The organism is Alcaligenes sp. DN25 (assembly GCF_023674485.1).
GTDB classification, from domain to species: domain Bacteria; phylum Pseudomonadota; class Gammaproteobacteria; order Burkholderiales; family Burkholderiaceae_B; genus Alcaligenes; species Alcaligenes phenolicus.
Genome location: NZ_CP098408.1, coordinates 2,024,924 through 2,043,884, shown reverse-complemented (window position 1 = coordinate 2,043,884; position 18,961 = coordinate 2,024,924). Strand labels below are relative to the sequence as shown.

Below are 18,961 nucleotides of genomic sequence, written 5' to 3'. Positions count from 1 at the left end.
ATGGTCAAATTATCCCTCCAGACTTTGCTGGATATTCCACATCCGGGCATAGGCGCCATCCAGGGCTAAAAGCTCGCTGTGCGTGCCCTGCTCCACGATCTGTCCGCGCTCCAGAACCAGAATCAAATCCGCGTCCGTAATCGTGGATAGACGGTGAGCAATGATCAAGGTGGTGCGGTCGCGGGCAATCTCGTTCAACTCCGCCTGAATCGCCCGTTCCGTACGTGTGTCCAGCGCACTGGTAGCTTCGTCCAGAATCAGCACCGGTGGGTTCTTCAGCAAGGTACGGGCAATAGCCACGCGCTGCTTTTCGCCCCCGGACAACTTCAAGCCGCGTTCACCCACGATGGTCTCGTAACCATCGGGCAGGCTTTCGATGAAGTCGTGGATACTGGCGGCCCGTGCTGCTGCCACGATCTGCTCTTTACTGGCCTCAGGACGGCCATACGCAATATTGTGCAAAATCGTATCGTTGAACAGGACCGTGTCCTGGGGAACGATACCGATATGACGGCGCAAGCTCTCTTGCGTCCATTCGCGCAGCTCGCGATTGTTGAACAGGATGCGACCTTCCGTCACATCGTAGAAACGGAACAAAAGACGCGACAAGGTGGATTTACCTGCGCCCGAAGACCCTACCACCGCTACCGTCTTGCCGGCGGGAATCTCGAAACTCAGGTTTTGAATGACTTTGCGACGGCTGTCATAGGCAAAGTTGACGTTCTCGAAACGCACACCCGCCTGGTCACAGGACAAGACCTGGGCATCCGGCGCATCTTTCACCTCTTGCTTGCGACGCAGCAAGGAGAACAGGCGCTCCATATCAGCCAGTGAATTCTTGATTTCGCGGTAAACAAAACCCAGAAAGTTCAAAGGCGCATAAAGCTGAGTCAGGAAGGCAGACACCAGCACAACGTCACCCACCGTCATGGTTCCGGCCAGCACACCTTGCGCCGACATGAACAGCAAGGCCGTCACCCCAACACTGATAATCGAAGCCTGACCAATATTGAGCAGGTTCAGCGATACCTGATTACGCACGGCAGCCTGGACCCACTGGCCCATATTCTGATCGTAGCGATTGATCTCGTAATCCTCGTTACCGAAGTATTTGACTGTCTCGTAATTGAGCAAGGCATCAATCGCGCGAGAGTTGGCACGACTGTCCAAGTCGTTCATGGCTCGCCGATAACGCATGCGCCGCTCAGTCACCAGCAAGGTGAACACAATATAGGCCGCAATCGTCCCCAAGGTCACCGCCGCGAAGGCCCAGTCGTATCGCCAGAGCAAAATGCCACAGACCAGAGCTATTTCCAGCAAGGTTGGCAAAATATTGAAGACCAGGAAATTCAGCAGAAAGCTAACGCCTTTGGTGCCCCGTTCAATATCCCGGCTCAAGCCACCTGTCTGGCGTTCAGTATGAAAGCGCAAGGACAGATCCAGCAGGTGCCGAAAGACGTGGTTCGCAATCAGCCGCACCGACCCTTGCGTGACTCGCGCAAACAGGGCATCCCGTATTTCACCAAAAGCGCTGGAGGCCAGACGTACGGCGCCATATCCCAACAAGGCGGCCACCGGCAGCATCAAAGCCGTAGCGGGCAGGCTCAACGCATCGATTACCTGCTTCAGGTAGATCGGCATCATCACGGTGGCGACTTTTGCCAGCAGCAAACAGGACAAAGCCAAGACCACGCGAGTCTTGAATCGCCAAACGTAAGGAAATAAGGATTTCAGGGTGCTCAGACCACCGGAGACACCATCAAGCACTTCAGGACGAGGAGGCACACGCAATAGGTCCGTGTTCAACAGCACAAAGCCGAAAAACCGCGGACAGCTTAAAAATAAGTTGCAGCACAACGCTGAAATCAAGGCAGGACAAGCAGACTACGCTTTCCACTGGCAGGCAGGCCCTGCCATGTCCTTGATGCGAATACAGAAATGAGGTTCTACGCCTGGGTAATTATCAAAACTGCCAGGTAGCACATAACGAATAAGTATAGCCTTTTGAACTGCTTATCCTTGCCAAGACCCTGCCGACGGCATGCTTGTTTGGCTGATTATTGACCTGCAAACCACAGTCACACGAATAAGGGACCTGACCAGCAAGCATCCAGTGCTGAAAATCGGGAAATTCAAGGCTTGTCACTGCAAAGAAAATGCTGGCAATCCAGCACTTTGTTACCTTCAAGCCTTCAACGAAAGGCATACAATACCTGCTTGTCTGAAACTGGCGCAGACACAGTAAAAATAGCGCCCGATACCAGACATCTGGCTCATGAATCCCTTTACCGTGCAAAATCCATCCATGCCGTCTTCTTCTTTTTCGTATTCTTCTTCCCTGGACCAGTTAGCCGCACAGGACAGCCAGGCGCTGGATGTGCTGTACGACCAGGAAGCCCCCTTGATGCTGGCTTTGGGCCAGGCCGTGTTGGGCCGCCGCATTGATGCCGAAGAGGTTCTGCGCGATAGCTTTGTTTTGTTATGGAAAAACGCTGCCGGCTATGACCCCGATTTAGGCGAAGGGCGCGCCTGGATTTACAGCATTCTGCGGTTCAGGCTACTGGCTCGCCTGCGTCAACGCGCGCAAAGCGGCGATAACAATTACGCCCTGCCTGCCATCAAGCCGCAAGCCGGACAGCGTTTCATCCCTGCCATGGGCAAGCTGGATGGCACCAGCCAACGCGCCATGATCCATGCCTATCTGCACGGCAATAGTTACGAACAGTTGGGCCCTCAGCTGAACCGCTCCCCCGCACAATTGCGTGCTGTGGTCCAGCATGGCTTGCAACAGCTCACTCCCCTGATTAATGAGGGCAACGCCAACGATCCACGCCATGCAGTGATGATTGGCGAATATACCTTGGGGCTGCTCAGCCAGCATGAATTGGCCCAAGCCCACACCCTGATGCAGCAAAATGATCAGGCAGCGCGTCTGGCATTGGCTTGGGAGCAAGCGTGGCTGGAGCTAGTGGACTGCCTGACCCCAACAGTGCCTGCCCCCACTAGTCTGGCTCACATTCACCATACCCTGGGCTTGCCTCCACCTGCCGCACGTCGTCAGGCTGGGAGCACAAGCAGTCCGGCTGCTGAAGCTCCCAAATCGGAAAGCACTGGCAACGCCAGCACAAGCGCTCCAGCTATCAAAGCAGTGCGCCAGGAACCTAGTATCAAGATCAGTATTTCGGCAGACCAAAGCACTAAAGCGGAAGCTGCCACTCGCACTGAACCTCGCTGGTCCGCCAACAGCTCGAACGACAAGGCTGACGATCACACACCGCCCTTCCCCACCTTGCTGCGTGCAGAGTCCGACCCAGCCACCAAAGCAGCTGCTGTCACAGCCGAAGCAGCGCCCACAGCACCAGCCAAGGTCGCCGACAAGAAAAAGCCCATCAAAAGCGAGCCTGAGTCAGTCACCTTAGAGAAAAAACGCAAACCCGAACCTGTTGATGGCGAACGCAAGTCCCGTGGCTTTGCCATGCCCATGCCTGTTTTGTGGGGCGGCTTGGCTGCGGTCGTGATTCTGGGCCTGGTGATTGCCCTGCTCATGAACATGAACTCGGAACCGCCTGTCAATGTTATTGAGATGAAGCCACGTCAGGCGGCTATCCTGCAGGCCCCTGGCCAATCCTCTACTCCGGCCTGGATTGCAACAGTAGACCCACAAGGCAATGTCCTGCTGGTGCCCAAGGTCAGCACTGAAGTCAAAGCAACACAGTCGGTGCAGCTATGGACACACACCCCACGCGGCACACAAATTCGTTCATTGGGTTTGATTGATCCCAATCGCCCCATCACCGTTCCTGCGGCCTTGATTGGCACCGTAGAAGATGAGCAGATTTTTGAGATGACACTGGAAACCGAAGGCGGTTCCAATAGTGGTGCACCGGAAGGCCCCGTTCTGTATATTGGCCGCATCGTAAGCTTTGGGCAGCTGGATAACCTGCCCAAGCCCAACACGGAAGCTAGCTCGTCGGCAACCCGCTCTTAAAAGCGGCATCCAGCCGTTCCAGCTCGTCGATTTCCTCGACAGTGAAGCCCGCCTCCAGGCGGGCTTCACGATTAAAGGGGCCGCGCAAACGCGGTGCGCGATAGCGCTGCGCCAACTCGCCATACGTAGCAAAATCAGGCAAGCCTTGTTCCCGGCAGACTTTGCGATACCAGTAATTTCCCAACGCTACATGCCCGACCTCATCGCGCAAAATGATGGCAATAATCGCGGCGGCTTTTTCATCGCCAGCATCCAGCAACTTCTTATGCACCAGGGGGCAGGCATCCAGCCCCCGTGCTTCCAGAGTACGCGGCACCAAAGCCATACGCGCCAGCAGATCAAAGCGTGTTCGCTCTGCCATCTCCCACAAGCCGTCATGGACAGGCAAATCCCCATAGCGGACACCCATCGTTTGAAGATGATCGCTCAGCAGCTCAAAATGCAAAGCCTCCTCCACCGCCACCTGTAACCAGCCCGCATAGAATGCGTCGGGCAAACCGGGATAACGCCACAAGACATCCAAGGCCAGATTGATGGCATTGAACTCAATATGCGCCAAGGAATGCAATAAGGCTGCTCGCCCCTGGATCGTACGCACGGACCGCTTGGGCACATGCTGAGGGCTCACAAAACGCAAACCCTCGGGCCGTCCCGGTACGCCGGGCGGCTCTTCCAAATGCTCATCTGCCCCTACGGGCAAGCCATGGGCAATTGCTCGTACTGCTGCCAGCTTGGCAGCCGGCTCTTGTACTAACAAAGCCTTTAGAGCCTGACTACGTAAGTTCACTGCTAATCCCTTCCATGAAAAAAGGCCGGCACCAAGGCCGACCTTCGTTCCTGCTTAGCAACCCCGGATTACTGAGCCGAGCCAGGATCCGTGATTGCCAAGGCTTGATCCAGCATTGCCTGGATCTGACCCAAGTTGGTGCGCAAGGCCTGCATCTCCTGACCGGTCAGACGCACAGCGGCTTCCTGGTCAAAAGGCATATCCGGACCATCGCCCAGACGATTGCGCGCACCACTGATCGTAAAGCCTTCGTCGTACAGCAAACCGCGAATCCGGCGTATCAGCAGCACCTCATGGTGCTGGTAATAACGTCGGTTACCGCGTCGCTTGACGGGCTTTAACTGCGTAAACTCCTGCTCCCAATAACGCAGGACGTGGGGCTTGACCAAGCAAAGCTCGCTGACTTCACCGATGGTGAAATACCGCTTGGCAGGGATAGGTGGCAAGGTCGCCGTCTTTTCGTTTGTGCTCATAGCCACTGATGCTCATCGACAATAGGAGTGATTTTACACGTTCAGTCAGGCAAAACTGTACGCAAACGTACCAGGGCTCAGTCCTGGTCATCCTCGGGCGCCACTGGCGCCCCTTCGACTACACTTTTGAGCTTCTGACTGGCGTGGAATGTCACCACGCGTCGCGCCGAAATCGGGATGACCTCGCCCGTTTTGGGGTTGCGACCAGGACGCGGGGGTTTGTCCCGAACCTGGAAATTACCAAAACCGGACAACTTGACCTCGACACCGTCAGCCAGGGAGTCGCGGATCTCGGCAAAGAAAGTATCCACAATATCTTTGGCTTCGCGTTTATTCAAGCCAACACGTTCAAACAAGAGTTCGGCCAGATCCGCCTTGGTCAGAGTACGCTCTACGTTCATTGTGTCTCCTTATGCTCGTGCCCGTGCGCCATGCGCAGACACCAGTGCCGCCAACAATGCATCCAGGCATTGCTCGACGCGTTCATCGTCCAGCGTGCTTGCGCTGTCTTGCAGCCAGAATCGAATCGCCAGACTCTTTTCCGATGCATCGTTCTTGTCGCGCCAGACGTCAAACAACTGAATATCTTTGACGATAGCCGCTTGCGGTGCCGTGCTGCGCACCTGGTTCAGTGTATCCAGCACAGCTTGATAGGATACGTCCTTATCCAGCCAAACCGCTAGATCTCGTTGCACAACGGGTTGCTTGGATACTTCCTGAGCGTGTACCACTTCGTCGTGAGAGATGGCATCAACGTCCACCTCAAAGACGACCGGCGCTTGATTCAAACCAAATTCGCTCAACCACTGAGGATGGATTTCACCGATCCAGCCTATGGTTTTACCATCCAGTTTCACACTGGCGCTACGGCCTGGGTGCAAGGCCGGGTGAGCTTCAGGCTCGAAACGGACTTGAGCAGCACGTTGACCCAGCAAAGTTTCCAGATCGCGCTTGACGTCAAAGAAGTCGACAAGACGATCGGGCTGTCCCCACTGCTCGGTCACAACAGGGCCCCAGGCTGCGGCCGCAATGCGGTTGGGCTGATGGATACCGGCCACGGTCAACGGACCATTTTCTTGAGAGGCATCGCGCATGAAGACGCGGCCAAACTCGAACACACGCACGCGCGACTGACGGCGGTTGGCGTTGCGTTCAATATTGGCCAGCAGACCAGGAATCAGGCTGGTACGCATCACCGCCAACTGGCTGGCAATGGGGTTCAACAAACGGATAGGGTCAGCCTGTCCGTTAATATCTTTTTCCCAAGACTCTTGCACAAAGGAGAAGTTGATCACTTCCTGGTAGTCCTGGGCGGCCAATATAGCGCGCAAGGCGTGCGGACCACGCAAGGACTCGACTGGCACACGCATTTGTGCAGCAGCGACCGGAGGCAGATCAGGAATATTTTCAAAACCGTAGATACGGGCAACTTCCTCGATCAGGTCTTCTTCAATCGTCAAATCAAAACGGAAGCTGGGAGGATTGACCGTAAAGACTTCGTCAGCCACCGAGAAGTCCAGGCCCAACAAGGTGAAGATGCTCTCCACCTGCTTTTGATCCAGAGGAATACCCAGAACACGGCGGCAACGCTCCAGGCGCATGGCAACGGGCTTGCGCTCGGGCAAGGCCACAACCTGGTCATCCATAGGTCCCGCTTGGCCGCCGCAGATTTCCAGGATCAGCGCTGTGGTGCGTTCCAAATGCTGGGTAATGGAGTCGAAGTCCACGCCACGCTCGAAACGGTGGCTGGCGTCGGAAGAAAACTTGTAGCGACGGGCACGGCCCATGATGGCTTCTGGCCACCAGAAAGCGCCTTCCAGATACACATCCGTCGTATCCAGTGTGACAGCGCTTTGTTCGCCGCCCATGATACCGGCCATGCTTTGCGGCACATCGTTAACCGCAATCACACCCACATCGGTATCCAGCTCGACATTCAAACCGCTCAGCAGCTCCAGCGTCTCGCCTTTACGTGCCCAACGCACTTCCAGACCAGCCTGTACGTGCTGCAAATCGAACACGTGCGTAGGACGGCCCAGTTCCAGCATGACGTAATTGGAGATGTCCACCAATGCGGAGATTGAACGCTGGCCACTGCGCTCCAGACGAGTTTTCATCCAGTCCGGGGTTTTGGCACGCGCATTGACGCCACGAATCACACGCCCGGCAAAACGGCCGCACAAATCAGCGTCTTTCACGGTAACGGAAACACGATCCTCAATCGTGACAGGAACAGGAGTGAAGTCTGGCAGTGTCAGTGGCTCGCCAGTCAGGGCGGCTACTTCGCGTGCCACGCCCAGCACGGACAGGCAGTCCGCACGGTTAGGCGTCAATTTCAATTCGATGATCTGGTCGTCCAGATCCAGCAGTTCGCGCAGGCTCTGGCCCACGGGCGCATCAGCATCCAGTACCAGCAAACCATCGTGATCTTGCGACAGACCCAGTTCGCGACCCGAGCACAACATGCCGGCGGACTCCACGCCACGCATTTTGACCGGGCCGATTTTCATGCCACCGGGCAGCTCTGCACCCACACGTGCGACCGGGATCTTGATGCCTTGAGCCGCATTGGGTGCACCGCACACAATCTGCAGCAGCTTGCCCGAGCCGTCATCGACCTGGCATACGCGCAGGCGGTCAGCGTCGGGATGAGGGGCAATCTCGGCAATAAAGCCGACGACAACATTCTCGAACGCTGGCGCGGCGGCTTGAATTTCTTCAACCTCCAGGCCAGCCATCGTCAGTTGATGACCCAGTTCTTCAGTTCCCAGTTTGGGATTCACAAAGCGGCGCAGCCACGATTCGGAAAATAACATGATGCAAAGATGGAGACGTAAAACGGCGTATACCGGAACCGACCGGGCCTAAAAGGCCCAGCGGCGCGAAGTAGGAATCAACGATTGAACTGCTTCAGAAAGCGCAGATCGCCTTCAAAAAACTGGCGCAAATCGTTAACACCATAGCGCAACATAGTCAGGCGCTCCAGTCCGGAACCAAAGGCGAAACCGATGTAACGCTCTGGGTCCAAACCGAAATTGCGCACCACTTGCGGGTGAACCTGCCCGGAGCCGGAGATCTCCAGCCAACGGCCCTTGTTGGGGCCGGAGGAGAACATCATGTCAATCTCGGCGGATGGCTCGGTAAAGGGGAAGAAAGAAGGTCGAAAGCGCACGACCAGATCGTCGCTTTCAAAGAAGGCGCGCAGAAAGTTCGTGTAAACGCCTTTCAGATCGGCAAAGGAAATATCCTCGGCAATCCACAGCCCTTCCACCTGGTGGAACATGGGCGAGTGGGTGGCATCACTATCGACACGATAGGTGCGGCCGGGAGCAATAACCTTGATAGGGGCCTTATTCATGCGTGCATAACGCACCTGCATGGGACTGGTGTGCGTACGCAGCAAATAGGGCAAACCCTGCTCGTCGTTCATATCGATATAGAACGTGTCTTGCATCGAACGAGCGGGGTGATTCTCTGGATTATTCAGAGCGGTAAAATTTGTCCAGTCATTTTCGATTTCAGGGCCGTCAGCCACATCGAAACCGATAGAGCGGAAAATGGCTTCAACACGCTGCCAGGTCTGGATCACCGGGTGGATACCACCGGTGCCACGACCACGGCCGGGCAAAGTCACATCAATTTGTTCTTGAGCCAGTCGCTGGTTCAATTGTTCTGCCGCCAGGGCAGCACGACGATCGTTCAGCAGATCTTCAATTTCGCGCTTGAGCACGTTGATGCTGGCACCGGCTGCTTTTTTCTGCTCCGGCTCCATCTGGGCAAGGCCTTTCATCAAGGCAGTGATGGCACCTTGTTTGCCCAAAAATCGAGCTTTAGCGTTTTCCAGCGAAGCGGCGTCCTGAGACTGCTCAAATAAGGCCCGAGCCTGGGCAATCAGATCGTCGTGGGAGGAAGTCATGGCGTGTTACTTTCCAAAAACAAACGGAGCCCCAAAGGCCCCGTTTGTGAACTATACAGTCAGATACCGCTTAAGCAGCCAGAGCGTTCTTAGCCTGTGCAACAACAGCAGCAAAACCTGCCTTGTCTTTAACAGCCAAGTCAGCCAGAACCTTACGGTCCAAAGCGATGGAGGCTTTGTTCAGGCCGGCGATAAACTGGCTGTAGCTCATATCCAGTTCGCGGCAAGCTGCGTTGATACGGGTAATCCACAGCGAGCGGAATACGCGTTTCTTGTTACGGCGGTCACGGTAGGCGTACTGACCTGCCTTCATGACAGCCTGTTTGGCTATACGGAATACATTACCGCGACGGCCGCGAAAACCTTTGGCCTGGGCAATTACTTTCTTGTGGCGTGCGCGTGCGTTAACACCGCGTTTTACTCGTGACATGTTCGATTCTCCCTAATCAAGCGAAAGGCATCATTGCTTTTACGGAAGCGACGTCGGCTTTATGAACCTCGACGGCACCGCGCAACTGACGTTTGTTCTTGGTCGTCTTCTTGGTCAGAATGTGACGCTTGAACGCTTGGCCCCGCTTGATGGAACCGCTACCACGAACCACAAAGCGCTTGGAGGCGCTTTTTTTGGTTTTCATTTTAGGCATGAAATTACTCGACTAATTTGTGTCTGCGGGTGGTCGCCTAGGAAGCTGGCGGACACTTGTATGACCCAAAACAGGCACTTATTTTTTTCTTTGTCCGCTGCCAGAACAGATCCAAACAGGGGAAAAGCTCTTGATTATAGGGTGATCCCTGAAGGATTGTCCAGATATCAAAGGGATTTTTGTAGGAGGGCCGTTGTCGGCAGGCCATAAAGGAAAACCAGAAACAATGACCCAGCCGGATGCGCGTCAGCACACGCGATCCGCTCAATCCTTGCGGAAGACTCCACCCGCCTCTAAGCATTTCACAAGCCCTCATTACTACGGGTGATCCCAAGGCATGGATCAGCCCACGCTTTACAACACCTTGTTGTCAGTGCTTCCCCACCATCACCACCGTTCGACCTTTGATCAAACAGTCGCTGCGCAGCTGTTTATTGCATGCATCGCATGCGTGGTATCTATTTTCCAAAAATCCACTCCACACCTAAAAACGAACTTTAAATATAAATAAATAACGCACAGACCGTTAATAAAATCAAAATATAACCAAACAAAAAAATAATCTTCGATTAAATTAAATATTGATTAACTTGAAAACCAAAGCAGCCAGCACACCATAGGCAGCCAAAGCAATTCAAGTAAGATCACATATTGCAAGCCAACTCATAACTGGTAACGCTTGCAACCTTTTCATATATTTCGGAAACGTCTTTGACAATAATTTTGCAATCGACTTAACTAATAAATAACCAAAAATAAAACCAAATTAAAAATTAAGGTCTTTTAAAAATCGATTATCTCAAAAGGAAAATCGAAAAAGACTTTTTGATGCAGTAAAAACCCTTTTTAATTTCGGAGTATTACCATGAGCACGATTACTGACCACAAGCAGGTATTGGCATGGATTAACGCCCTGGACATTCCCGACGCCCCGGCCGGCGGCAACCGTGTAACCGCACGAGCGACCAGCAGTGCCGACGAAGATGGTGCCGTCGTTGCCAAAGCCAGCATCCCTTGCTTTGTCAGCGGACTGACCGAACAATCCCGCGCCGACGTGCAAAACAGCACCTTGTTGATGCAACTGGCCGCTGACAAGAAATACCCCAACGAAAATGATCGCGAAAAATGGTTCAAGTTTTACTCGGATGGGCTGACCAACCTGGGCTGGGGTAGCAGCAGTAGCTTCTTTGAACGCTTCCAACCCAAGAATACGGACGTCACCATGGACCAGGTCGTACTGGAGGTGATACTGACAGTGGTTAACAACGTCAATAATCCGCTATACAAAATCGCCCAGGAAACATTCGGCGCCTTGAACAAGCCTGCCAATCAAAAACCCATGAAGCTGTTTGACCACAGCAGCACCAAAGAAGACCGCGGCAAATTCCAGATTCTGCCTGCTGGCCAGGACCAGCACGGCACCGTCAGCATGGTGCTGACCGCCATCAATGCACGGACCGACATCCAATCCGGCAGCTTCCTGTTCTGGAAATGGAGCAAATCCACCGCTTGGCTCTACCGCGCAGCCAACCTGATTGTGCTCAATGAATCGGTGTACTCGAAAGTACGCCAGGCAGTCATCGACAAGCTCGGCGATAACGCCGTGAACTTTGTGCTGGATCTGGATATTTAAGCACTGAATCAAGCCCGGCCTGTAAAGCCGGGCAGTGCGCTTGCAGACACTGGATTCAACAAAGGAGAATCAAGATGGCTTTTTCTACTGAGCAAACCTATGTGGTGTCAGGCAATCTGATTTCTGCCACCACGGAAGACACCAATACGCTGAGCTATGAAGACTTTATCCATTCCAACCTTTTGGCCCAAATGGGCGCCGATAAAAAACTGGGCTCCCGCTTTGTTGACCCCGCAGGCTGGCTGAGTTTTTTCAAGAATACAGTAGGCAATCTGTTCTGGAACCTGAGCGAGCAGGGAACCAGCACGCTGAAAATCTCAGCCGGTACCGCAAGCATCACCGTGCTGCAAATACTGGAGCAGAGTTTTTTCAAACGGCTCAACCAAGCGCAAATCGATAGCGCCACGGCAAGTGTTGATCTGTTTAGTCAACTCTCTGAAGATGATCCTGCCTTCATCCTCTATAACGCGAAATCACATGCCCAGATCTCTGCGGCTACCAAGGTGATCAAACCGCCCCAAAAAGAGACTTATAGCGTCAACTTGCAAATCAGTATTGCCCATACAGGGTCGGAAATCGCACTGTGCAATATTTTCTTCCAAACCAGCCAGGCAGTCAGCGACGAATTATTCACACAGAAATTCGCAATCAAAAATCTGATTGGAAACATTAATGTGTTTTATTTAAAGGCTCTACTCTCCGAGACCAATTACGGCCACATCAGGCAACAAGTTATCGAAAAGCTGGGTGAGAACATCAACACCAATATTGTGCTGGTAGCCGATAACAGCGATAAGCCCTCCCCCCCTTCCCCCACAGAGGCGCGCAGTTTCATACGCAGCCTGAAAATTTAATCAAGCAATGCACAGGCCAACCATGGAAGTCATGGCGCCTGTCGCCCTCAGCCTACAGTCAGCCCAATCCTGCCACACCTAGCGACACCCGCCTTCTTCTTACCTCGATTCAAGGCAATTCAGGCCGGAACTGCAATGCTTCCGCGATATGAGGTCTGGCAATCTGCTTTACTCCGGCCAGGTCCGCAATTGTCCGCGCTACCCGCAAGACTCTACCCTGCACTCGCTCTGACCAATGCCAGCGCTTGCGTGCACTGGCCAGTAGCTGCAAGGCCTCCGCAGACAAGCCCCCATGCTCTTTCAAACCTGCCACTGACAGACGAGCATTTCGTACCGCCTGACGTGCCAACTGCCTCTCGATCGCCTCCTGTACCCGCAGCCTGACCTGACTGGACGCCTGTGCTGCTTGATCACGCTCCGGCTCGGACTCGCTTAAGGTCACCAAAAGATCAATCCTGTCCAGCATCGGTCCCGACAAGCGCTGCCGATACAGCTCCCGTTGAGCAGGAGAACACCGACACGCCCGATGACGGCTCGCCGCCCAGCCACAGGGACATGGGTTCATGGCAGCCACAAACTGAAACTGCGCCGGAAAAACCGCTTGCTTCTGGGCACGAGAAATATGCACGCAGCCCTGCTCCAGCGGTTCGCGCAACGCCTCCAGTGAACGCCGACTGAACTCAGGCAACTCATCCAGAAACAGTACGCCATGATGAGCCAGCGAAACCTCCCCCGGTCTTGGGCGGCTACCACCTCCAATCAAGGCAGGAGTAGACACACTATGGTGTGGGGCACGAAAAGGGGGTCGCCTGCTGAAAAAATCCTGTTCCTGCACAAAGGAATACAAGGCGGCTACTTCCAGCTGAGCGTATCGCTCCAGGTCTGGCAATAGACCCGGCAGACGTTGAGCCAGCATGGTCTTGCCCACACCCGGCGAGCCATTCAACAAAAGGCTATGGCCACCCGCAGCGGCCACTTCCAAAGCACGGCAAGCCAAAGGCTGCCCCAGCACGTCCGACAAGCAAAGTTGTTGGCCATCATTCCACTCTTCTGACCACGGCCTGGCCAATGCGGGTTCCAGCTCCTTGTCCCCTCGCAGATACCTCGCCGCCTCTGCCAAACTGGCAACCCCGTAGACCTGCAGGTCAGGAACATGGGCCGCCATTTCTGCACTCTGCGCAGGCAAAAGCAAACAAAGCTCCGGATGCCGACGCGCCATACCCAGGGCAATCGTTAGCGCACTCTGCACAGGAACCACGGCCCCTGTCAAAGACAACTCCCCGGCCATGACATAGCGCTCCAGACCGGTGATCGCTTGCTCACGCTGCTTGTCATCCGGGCGGCTCAGCTGGCCGCTGGCCAATAAAATCGCCAAAGCCACGGGTAAATCAAAGCGCCCCGAATCCTTGGGCAAATCAGCAGGCGCCAGATTGATAGTCAGTCGGGCTGCAGGAAAGTCAAAGCCACTGGCCTGCAAGGCGGCCCGTATGCGCTCCCGGCTTTCGCGAATACCGGCATCGGGCAAACCAACAATATGGAAGGCGGGTAATCCTGGAGCGACATGCGCCTCGACACGCACGTCGATAAAATCCAGGCCCGACAAGGCACAACTGTTCAACACGGCCAAGGACATATGCCCTTCTCCCTTTCCAAGGCAAACATTCAGTCTGCCCGTCGGGAGAAATAAGCTCCAGATGCCTGCCTTAAAACATCACTGCGTACTTGTACGGTCCCAGGATCCTACTGAACCTGCACCCCCATGGAACTGACCAACTGGACGGCCTGCTCTACGGACAAACATGCGCCTTGGAAAGAGTTATTCAAGTCGTACAAGGTGATGCTGCCCAGTTCCACACTGCGCAGGTCTGCTCCCTTGAAGTTCACCCCTCTCAAGCTGGCGCCCCTCAAGCTGCCGCCTTCAAATACGGCATCCTGAAAATTGCAGCCGCCCAAGTCCGCATAGGAGAAATCCAGTTGCACCAGATTTTGCTTACGGAAATTAATGGCGCGCAAAGTTGCACCCACCAGCTTGCACTCGCGCAGGCTCAGGTCCAAACCACGGGTTTCGTTGAAAACAGCACCGCTTAGCTTGGAATCCTCGATCTGCAAGGAAGCGATCTGGGTGCGCACCCACTTGCTCAAGTGCAGATCACAAACCCTAAAACACGCCGAACTGAGATCAGCCAAGCTGAAATCCGCTTGACCCAGCTTGCAACGCTGCCAGACCGTGTCTTGCAAATGCGCCCGTGTAAAGCGGGCATTCAAAAAGCTGCAGCCCGAAAACTGCGCACCATCCAGCTCCAGACCCGACAGATCCTCATCATCAAAAGTGCAGTTCTCGAAACTCAAAGACTCATGGGAGACGGCCAAAAGATCAGCCAACTCATCTCTTGTGATCTGGACATTACTGACGAGCATGCTGCTTTCCCTTCCAAAAAAACTGAGCCAGCTTTATTGAGCTGGCTCTTTCATGATCTCTTTCATCTAATCCGGCGCTGATCTGAGCAAGGCCTAACGGCCATTAGGCAGACCCAAATGCGACAAGCGCCAGGCAATGATCAAACCCAATACAGCAAAACCAACCGTCGCGACCCAAGCCCATTGCCATCCACCCAAAGCATGTACAACCGACGCCACAACAGGGGGGCCCACAAACTGCCCCAGTGAAGAACATTGCTGTACCCAGCCCACCGAGGTCGAGGTGGTCTCCGGCGAAGGTGCTGCCGTGACCGACAGGAAGAACAAGGTAGCTGGAATCAAGCCGCCCACAATCGAAAACAGCAGGATGGCAACAAACTGAACCACCAAGCTTTGTGTCAGCCCGAACGCAACGATGGCACATGCGATCATACCCAAGTAGCCTGCTTGCAGCAGTCTATGAGGTGGGATACCGGCATGCAAACAGCGCCCTGCCCCCAGATTACCCACGACATTCCCAGCAGCAATCAAGGCTGTCAGTAAGCCGGCAGTGCCGACTGCTATCTGCGCCTGATTGTAAATAGTAGGCATGAAGCCCACGACTGCCGCCCATTGCGCCGCATACACACCAAAGGCCAAAGCCAGCAACCAAACCCGGCCGGAGCTTAAAGTCGTGCGCAGCAGTCTGGTCCAGCGATGAGCAGAGGTATGCTGCGCCGCACTTCTGGTTTGAGTCTGAGAATCCGGTGGCACCAGAAGGAAGGTCAAAATCATGAAGATGGCTGTCAATACACCGAGAACCACCCACAAGGTACGCCAGGAGCCAACTGCCAACCAGGCAGCGCCAGCCCACAGCATCAAGACAGCCCCCGCGGGCATGTAACAGCCCCACAAACCCATGACTCGGCTCAACCGCGCCGCATCAGTAATACGTTTGATCAAGGCGGGAATGGGCAGTACCACCATCAGAAAGCCGCAGCCTTCTATCATCCGCCCCAACAAAACCAGAGCGCTATGTTCAAACAAGGAGCCGATTAACGAGGCCAGACTCAAAATACCCAGCCCCGTCAAAATGCAGCGACGCAGACCAATTTTCTCGGAGATCAGGCCTATGCATAGCCCCAGCAACATCCCGGCCATTTGCACGCTGGCCAGCAGAAAACCTGCCTGCACCAGATCCATGCCCAGTTCGCGCTGCATAAAAGGCAAGGCCGGGGGTACTTTCCACACATGTTGTGCGGCGCACACCCCGGTCAAGACCAGAAAAACAGCAATAAAAAAGGGGCTGGCCGATTGTTTGCCCCCAGGCCTGGTGACTGTATTCAAATGAAGTGATCAGCCTTGGCTGCCCTCTTGAGCAGAGGTGTCACCATCTTGAGGAACAGGAGTTTGCCGCCCTTCCAAGGCTTGCAAACGTGTTTCCAGAGCCGCCACACGAGCCAGTGCGCGTTCCAGCATCAGCTTGTAGGTATCAAACTCTTCACGAGTAACCAGGTCCATACGGTTGAAGGCCTGACCCATAAAGGCTTTTACATTGCGCTCAATATCGGCAGCCGGACTTTTGGCGATCAGCTCCGAGACGTTTTTTTGCAGATCTTCCAGCCATTCGCTACGATTAATCATGGTCCCTCTCCTTAAAATATTGACACTACCAGCAGTATAGAAAAAGCGGGTGCCAAAGGCACCCGCTTTTTGCATTTGGCCAGACAATCAGCCGAATTATTCAAGCCTTAAGGTTTGGCTTGTTCCGAAGGCACGGAAGATGGCGAGGAGTCAACACCATTACCCAGCTTGTCCTGGATGGCTTTGTCAGCCTTGGCAGCGCCGTCTTTAATGGCATCGCCCGTACGGCTGGCAGCATCGGCTACTGCATCCTTGGCTTCACCAGCTTTTTCAGCGACTTTATCGCCAGCAGCCTTGGCATCTTCCTTCAAGGAGTGGGTATTTTCCTTGGCGTTCTCTTTCTGTTCCTCTGCTTCTTTTTTGACGTCGTCAGCAACTTTAGCGGCGTCCTGCTTCAGTTCTTCCGTTTTTTGCTCCAGGGACTTGTCAGCCTCTGGTGCGGGTGGAGTGGCAGGTGCTGTCGATTGTGGAGCAGCGACAGGAGCAGGTGGCGCGCTCGTAGCGGCTTTGTCGTCCTCTTTGGAACACGCAGCCAAAAGAGTCATCGAAGCAGCAGCGGCCATGACAGCAAAATGAGCACGAGTCAGTTTCATAAGATTTCCTTCCTACTATTCCAAGGTCGCTAGATAGAATGGGCCGATGCCTGGTGCGACTTCCGGCTCGGCCTTGGGTCTGTTACAACTCCCCTAGAAGCCATTCTATCGGTGCTGAGCACACAGACCAATCTATTAGTGTAAATCCTGATTTCAATTATTCTGACGATATAGCTCAAGCTTCATGACAAACCCTTTAACAACAAGCATCTAGAGAGCGAACAGGTCCAGATACGTTGTTACAAATGGAATCCCTCGTAGGACTACAGCTGGGCTTTGTTACATATTTGCCAACTAAATTGGCCTGTTTTCAATTACTTAGGCGGCTAAGGTAGCCAGATCGATGCGCTCGGCACGGTTCAAGGCACTGGCCACTTTCACGCGCAAGGCATTGGAATGCGATAGGCGCACTTCTTTTTTCACATCCAGCAGTTGCTGCGGATGCATGGAAAATTCTTTCAGGCCCAGCCCCAGCAACATGCGAGTCACCGAAGCATCCCCCGCCATTTCCCCACAGACCGCCACCGGTTTGCCAGCACGATCAGCCGCATTGATCGTGTGTGCAATCAAACGCAAGACGGCTGGGTGCATGGGGTCGTACAGGCTGGCAACCTCGGCATCGCCCCGGTCTACAGCCAGAACATATTGAATCAAGTCATTGGTGCCGATGGACAGAAAATCCAGTTCCTGTACAAAGGGCTCAATGGCAATGGCTATGGCGGGCACTTCCACCATAGCCCCCAATAAATAGTTGCGTGCGAATGGGGTACCGGATTTTTCCAGTTCCCGAGCTGCCGACTCAATAGCCTGACGACTGGCATGCACCTCGTTCATGGAGGAAATCATGGGGATCAAAATACGGATTTGTCCATGCAAGCTGGCACGCAACAAGGCGCGTAGCTGGGTGGCAAACATCTCGGGCCTGTCCAGACAGTAGCGAATTGCACGCAAGCCCAAGGCCGGGTTAGTCGCTACCGTGGCATCTCCATCCAGGGTTTTATCGGCCCCAATATCCAGTGTACGGATAGTGACGACCTTGCCCTTCATGGCTTTTACTACACGGGAGTACGCTTCGTACTGTTCCTGCTCGGAAGGCAAATCCGTGCGTCCCATGAACAAAAACTCGCTGCGGAACAAGCCAATGCCATCGGCGCCCGCTTTCAAAGCCAGCTCCGCCTCCTCGGGAAGCTCGATATTGGCTTCCAGGCGGACGTTAATCCCATCCAGCGTCATCGCTGGCGCATCCAGCAACTCTTCCAGTTCAGCCCGTTCGCGACGATAAGCTTCCTGACGCTCCCGGTATTCGGCCAACACTTGCTCCGACGGATTCACAATTACCGCACCCGAGAAGCCGTCCACAATCAGAAAGTCGCCATCGCGTATCAGACTGCGAAAGCTGCCCAAACCCACTACAGCAGGAACACTCAAGCTGCGAGCCACAATCGCTGTATGTGAGGTGGGCCCACCCAAATCCGTCAGAAAACCAGCGAAATGACCACCGCGCAAGCGCAGCATATCTGCCGGGGAAATATCGCGTGCTACCACAATCAGCGGCTCTTCCTGAGCGGCTGAAAAACCAGGCAGCAAAGCAGGCTTGCCTGCCAGAACGCGCAATACGCGCTCGATAACCTGGCGCACATCAGCACCACGCTCGCGCAGGTATTCGTCTTCCATTTGGGAGAACTGCTCAACCAGCATCTGACCTTGCGAGGTCAGAGCCCATTCTGCGTTGTAGTGACGCTCGGCAATGATGGCGCAGGTTTGCTGCGTCAGCATGGGATCGTCCAGAAGCAGACTGTGCACTGTCAGGATAGGCGCAAGCTCGCGTGGTGCATCCACAGGCAGCTGGTCCACCATGGCACGAAGCTCGTCACGGGTACTGGCCATGGCGCTAAGCAGGCGCTGGCTTTCAGAATCGACGTCTTCGGCGGCAATCCGGTAATGAGGGACTTCCAGTGCTGCTGCGCTCATTACCACGGCCTTGGCAATGGCATACCCCTTACCGACTGCTTGACCTTGAGCGGTAAACATC

The 18,961-nt window shown here is 54.4% G+C and carries 18 protein-coding genes; 3 read left to right on the top strand and 15 right to left on the bottom strand.

Annotated features, from left to right (window positions below; translation table 11 throughout):
* Positions 1-9 precede the first annotated feature (9 nt).
* Complete coding sequence (locus NBV64_RS09560; protein WP_250757229.1) at positions 10-1,791, bottom strand: ABCB family ABC transporter ATP-binding protein/permease; 1,782 nt, start codon at positions 1,789-1,791, stop codon at positions 10-12.
* 172 nt (positions 1,792-1,963) lie between these two features.
* Positions 1,964-2,206, bottom strand: a complete 243-nt coding sequence (locus tag NBV64_RS09555; protein WP_128831580.1) for a hypothetical protein — start codon at positions 2,204-2,206, stop codon at positions 1,964-1,966.
* Between the two features lie 69 nt (positions 2,207-2,275).
* On the opposite strand from NBV64_RS09555, the gene NBV64_RS09550 reads away from it, so the two are divergent.
* Entirely contained in the window at positions 2,276-3,988 is a 1,713-nt protein-coding gene (locus tag NBV64_RS09550; RefSeq protein ID WP_009454379.1) for an anti-sigma factor domain-containing protein, read from the top strand.
* On the opposite strand, the gene NBV64_RS09545 is transcribed toward NBV64_RS09550, so the two are convergent.
* From NBV64_RS09545 to rpmI, 7 genes are all read right to left on the bottom strand, one after another.
* Positions 3,963-4,775, bottom strand: a complete 813-nt coding sequence (locus tag NBV64_RS09545) for a ferritin-like domain-containing protein (RefSeq protein ID WP_021446643.1) — start codon at positions 4,773-4,775, stop codon at positions 3,963-3,965. The genes NBV64_RS09550 and NBV64_RS09545 overlap by 26 nt on opposite strands.
* A gap of 68 nt (positions 4,776-4,843) precedes the next feature.
* On the bottom strand, positions 4,844-5,248 hold the full coding sequence (locus tag NBV64_RS09540; RefSeq protein ID WP_021446644.1) for a MerR family transcriptional regulator: 405 nt from the start codon (positions 5,246-5,248) through the stop codon (positions 4,844-4,846).
* 77 nt (positions 5,249-5,325) lie between these two features.
* Positions 5,326-5,649 carry an integration host factor subunit alpha gene (locus tag NBV64_RS09535; RefSeq protein WP_009454385.1) on the bottom strand — a complete coding sequence of 108 codons (324 nt, stop codon included), beginning with the start codon at positions 5,647-5,649 and terminating at the stop codon, positions 5,326-5,328.
* A 9-nt stretch (positions 5,650-5,658) separates the two neighbouring features.
* Positions 5,659-8,064, bottom strand: a complete 2,406-nt coding sequence (gene pheT / locus NBV64_RS09530) for a phenylalanine--tRNA ligase subunit beta (protein WP_250757202.1) — start codon at positions 8,062-8,064, stop codon at positions 5,659-5,661.
* A 77-nt stretch (positions 8,065-8,141) separates the two neighbouring features.
* The gene (gene pheS / locus NBV64_RS09525; protein ID WP_009454388.1) at positions 8,142-9,164 is read right to left on the bottom strand and encodes a phenylalanine--tRNA ligase subunit alpha; all 1,023 of its coding nucleotides are present in this window, start codon (positions 9,162-9,164) and stop codon (positions 8,142-8,144) included.
* A 70-nt stretch (positions 9,165-9,234) separates the two neighbouring features.
* Positions 9,235-9,594 (bottom strand): 50S ribosomal protein L20, encoded by a 360-nt coding sequence (gene rplT, locus NBV64_RS09520; RefSeq protein ID WP_009454390.1) that lies wholly within the window; start codon positions 9,592-9,594, stop codon positions 9,235-9,237.
* Between the two features lie 16 nt (positions 9,595-9,610).
* Positions 9,611-9,808 carry a 50S ribosomal protein L35 gene (gene rpmI, locus NBV64_RS09515; protein WP_003800367.1) on the bottom strand — a complete coding sequence of 66 codons (198 nt, stop codon included), beginning with the start codon at positions 9,806-9,808 and terminating at the stop codon, positions 9,611-9,613.
* An 865-nt stretch (positions 9,809-10,673) separates the two neighbouring features.
* Between rpmI and NBV64_RS09510 the strand changes: the two genes are divergently transcribed.
* A complete protein-coding gene (locus NBV64_RS09510) occupies positions 10,674-11,441 on the top strand; it encodes a hypothetical protein (RefSeq protein WP_009454393.1) in 768 nt (255 codons plus the stop codon).
* Between the two features lie 74 nt (positions 11,442-11,515).
* Positions 11,516-12,295 carry a hypothetical protein gene (locus NBV64_RS09505; protein ID WP_009454394.1) on the top strand — a complete coding sequence of 260 codons (780 nt, stop codon included), beginning with the start codon at positions 11,516-11,518 and terminating at the stop codon, positions 12,293-12,295.
* Positions 12,296-12,404: 109 nt separating this feature from the next.
* On the opposite strand, the gene NBV64_RS09500 is transcribed toward NBV64_RS09505, so the two are convergent.
* The 6 genes from NBV64_RS09500 to ptsP form a co-directional block, all read right to left on the bottom strand.
* Positions 12,405-13,928 carry a YifB family Mg chelatase-like AAA ATPase gene (locus NBV64_RS09500; protein ID WP_250757201.1) on the bottom strand — a complete coding sequence of 508 codons (1,524 nt, stop codon included), beginning with the start codon at positions 13,926-13,928 and terminating at the stop codon, positions 12,405-12,407.
* A gap of 107 nt (positions 13,929-14,035) precedes the next feature.
* A complete protein-coding gene (locus tag NBV64_RS09495; protein ID WP_250757200.1) occupies positions 14,036-14,713 on the bottom strand; it encodes a pentapeptide repeat-containing protein in 678 nt (225 codons plus the stop codon).
* 93 nt (positions 14,714-14,806) lie between these two features.
* Positions 14,807-15,961, bottom strand: coding sequence for an MFS transporter (locus tag NBV64_RS09490; RefSeq protein WP_274984802.1), 1,155 nt, complete (start codon positions 15,959-15,961; stop codon positions 14,807-14,809).
* Positions 15,962-16,048: 87 nt separating this feature from the next.
* A complete protein-coding gene (locus NBV64_RS09485; protein ID WP_009454398.1) occupies positions 16,049-16,336 on the bottom strand; it encodes an accessory factor UbiK family protein in 288 nt (95 codons plus the stop codon).
* 107 nt (positions 16,337-16,443) lie between these two features.
* On the bottom strand, positions 16,444-16,929 hold the full coding sequence (locus NBV64_RS09480; RefSeq protein ID WP_009454399.1) for a hypothetical protein: 486 nt from the start codon (positions 16,927-16,929) through the stop codon (positions 16,444-16,446).
* Positions 16,930-17,247: 318 nt separating this feature from the next.
* A complete protein-coding gene (ptsP, locus tag NBV64_RS09475; RefSeq protein ID WP_021446646.1) occupies positions 17,248-18,960 on the bottom strand; it encodes a phosphoenolpyruvate--protein phosphotransferase in 1,713 nt (570 codons plus the stop codon).
* Position 18,961 lies beyond the last annotated feature (1 nt).

Coding starts and splice junctions, on each gene's coding strand:
- NBV64_RS09555 (WP_128831580.1), bottom strand. CDS start 2,206: ATGCCTTTCGTTGAAGGCTTGAAGGTAACAAAGTGCTGGATTGCCAGC.
- NBV64_RS09550 (WP_009454379.1), top strand. CDS start 2,276: ATGAATCCCTTTACCGTGCAAAATCCATCCATGCCGTCTTCTTCTTTT.
- NBV64_RS09540 (WP_021446644.1), bottom strand. CDS start 5,248: ATGAGCACAAACGAAAAGACGGCGACCTTGCCACCTATCCCTGCCAAG.
- NBV64_RS09535 (WP_009454385.1), bottom strand. CDS start 5,649: ATGAACGTAGAGCGTACTCTGACCAAGGCGGATCTGGCCGAACTCTTG.
- pheT (WP_250757202.1), bottom strand. CDS start 8,064: ATGTTATTTTCCGAATCGTGGCTGCGCCGCTTTGTGAATCCCAAACTG.
- pheS (WP_009454388.1), bottom strand. CDS start 9,164: ATGACTTCCTCCCACGACGATCTGATTGCCCAGGCTCGGGCCTTATTT.
- rplT (WP_009454390.1), bottom strand. CDS start 9,594: ATGTCACGAGTAAAACGCGGTGTTAACGCACGCGCACGCCACAAGAAA.
- rpmI (WP_003800367.1), bottom strand. CDS start 9,808: ATGCCTAAAATGAAAACCAAAAAAAGCGCCTCCAAGCGCTTTGTGGTT.
- NBV64_RS09510 (WP_009454393.1), top strand. CDS start 10,674: ATGAGCACGATTACTGACCACAAGCAGGTATTGGCATGGATTAACGCC.
- NBV64_RS09505 (WP_009454394.1), top strand. CDS start 11,516: ATGGCTTTTTCTACTGAGCAAACCTATGTGGTGTCAGGCAATCTGATT.
- NBV64_RS09500 (WP_250757201.1), bottom strand. CDS start 13,928: ATGTCCTTGGCCGTGTTGAACAGTTGTGCCTTGTCGGGCCTGGATTTT.
- NBV64_RS09495 (WP_250757200.1), bottom strand. CDS start 14,713: ATGCTCGTCAGTAATGTCCAGATCACAAGAGATGAGTTGGCTGATCTT.
- NBV64_RS09485 (WP_009454398.1), bottom strand. CDS start 16,336: ATGATTAATCGTAGCGAATGGCTGGAAGATCTGCAAAAAAACGTCTCG.
- NBV64_RS09480 (WP_009454399.1), bottom strand. CDS start 16,929: ATGAAACTGACTCGTGCTCATTTTGCTGTCATGGCCGCTGCTGCTTCG.
- ptsP (WP_021446646.1), bottom strand. CDS start 18,960: ATGTTTACCGCTCAAGGTCAAGCAGTCGGTAAGGGGTATGCCATTGCC.